2 protein-coding genes are annotated in these 1,789 nt (G+C 66.0%); both read left to right on the top strand.

The genetic code is table 11. The features are described 5' to 3' along the window. The first annotated feature begins 130 nt into the window (after positions 1-130). Positions 131-1,195: an ABC transporter permease gene (locus tag AB0M20_RS41555; RefSeq protein ID WP_364306831.1), complete on the top strand. Its 1,065-nt coding sequence runs from the start codon at positions 131-133 to the stop codon at positions 1,193-1,195. 5 nt (positions 1,196-1,200) lie between these two features. Further along, on the top strand, positions 1,201-1,789 hold a 589-nt coding region (locus AB0M20_RS41550; RefSeq protein ID WP_364306829.1), incomplete at its 3' end, for an ATP-binding cassette domain-containing protein.

Genomic DNA, 1,789 nt, shown 5'->3' with positions numbered 1-1,789 from the left:
ATGTCCGACTCCAACAACACCCCCACGATCCTCCCGTACACCAAGAACAACACCCGGTTATCCCCTCTGCGGCGGCTGCCGGCCCACCCCCGGGCCGGCAGCCCCGGCAGCAGTGATCGGAGTTCCAGCCATGAGCCAAACCGTCCAGACGGCTCCGGCGCCCGCACCCTCGGAGCCGTCCAACCGCGTCAAACTCGGCCTGTCGAACCGGATCCTGGCCCGCCCCGAGGTGGGTGCCCTGGTCGCGGCGATCATCATCTTCATCTTCTTCCTCTCGGTCGCCCCCGCGTTCCGCTCGGCCGAGTCGTTCTTCACCGTGCTCTACCAGTCGTCCACCATCGGCATCGTCGCGGTGGCCGTCGGCCTGCTGATGATCGGCGGCGAGTTCGACCTGTCGGCCGGCGTCATCGTCACCACGGCCGGCCTGGTCAACTCGATGTTCTGCTGGTATTTCGGCGTCAATCTCTGGGTCGGCGCGATCCTGTCGCTGATCTTCTGCCTGGCCATCGGATTCCTGAACGGCTACCTGGTGATGAAGACCGGCATCCCCAGCTTCCTCATCACCCTGGGCACGTTCTTCGTGCTGCAGGGCGCCAACCTGGGCGTCACCAAGCTGGTCACCGGCCAGGTGTCCACCCCGTCCATCGCCGACATCGACGGCTTCAGCTCGCTGCAGTCGGTGTTCGCGTCCAGCTTCAAGATCGGCGGCGTGACGGTCTGGGGAACGGTCATCTGGTGGGTGTTGTTCGTCGCGCTGGCGGCCTGGATCCTCACCCGGACCCGTATCGGCAACTGGTTCTACGCGGTCGGCGGCGCGGTCGACAGTGCCCGCGCGGTCGGTGTCCCGGTGATCAAGACGAAGATCGGCCTGTTCATGACGGTGTCGTTCCTCGGCTGGTTCGTCGGCATGCACACCCTCTACCGCTTCAACACGCTGCAGTCCGGCAACGGCGTCGGCAACGAGTTCCTCTACATCATCGCCGCGGTCGTGGGTGGCACGCTGCTCACCGGCGGCTTCGGCAACGCCTGGGGTGTGGCGATCGGCGCCTTCATCTTCGGCATGACCAGCCTCGGCATCGTCTACGCCGGCTGGGACCCGAACTGGTTCAAGGCCTTCCTCGGCGTCATGCTGCTGCTCGCCGTGCTGGTCAACCTCTACGTCAAGCGGCTCTCCACTACTCGGAAAGTGGGCTGATACCCATGACGGACACGCTTGCGGATCACGCCGACAGCCAACTGGTCAAGGGCGAGCCGCTCGTCGAGATGACGGAGGTCGGCAAGTCGTACGGGGCGATCCGCGCCCTGCGCGGCATCAACCTGCAAGTCAACGCGGGCGAGGTGACCTGCGTGCTGGGCGACAACGGCGCGGGCAAGTCGACCCTCATCAAGATCATTTCCGGCCTGCACCCGCACAACGAGGGCGCCCTCAAGGTCGACGGCGCCGACCAGCACTTCTCGTCCCCGCGCGAGGCCCTGGACCACGGCATCGCCACCGTGTACCAGGACCTCGCCGTGGTGCCGCTGATGGAGGTCTGGCGCAACTTCTTCCTAGGCTCCGAGCTGACCGCGGGCCGATACCCCCTCGCGAAGCTCAAGGTCAAGGAGATGAAGCAGATCGCCGACCAGGAGCTGCGCAAGATGGGCATCGTGGTCAAGAACATCGACCAGCCCATCGGCACCCTCTCCGGGGGCCAGCGCCAGTGTGTGGCGATCGCCCGTGCCGTCTACTTCGGAGCGCGGGTGCTGATCCTCGACGAGCCCACCGCCGCGCTCGGCGTCAAGCAGTCCG

It is taken from the genome of Actinoplanes sp. NPDC051633, from assembly GCF_040681735.1.
Classification (GTDB): domain Bacteria; phylum Actinomycetota; class Actinomycetes; order Mycobacteriales; family Micromonosporaceae; genus Actinoplanes.
The sequence above is the reverse complement of the archived record's forward strand: the minus strand, read 5'-3'. Positions and strand labels throughout refer to the sequence as shown.

What these genes read in the sequence shown, in the direction of transcription:
- AB0M20_RS41555 (WP_364306831.1), top strand. Translation starts at nt 131, where the DNA reads ATGAGCCAAACCGTCCAGACGGCTCCGGCGCCCGCACCCTCGGAGCCG.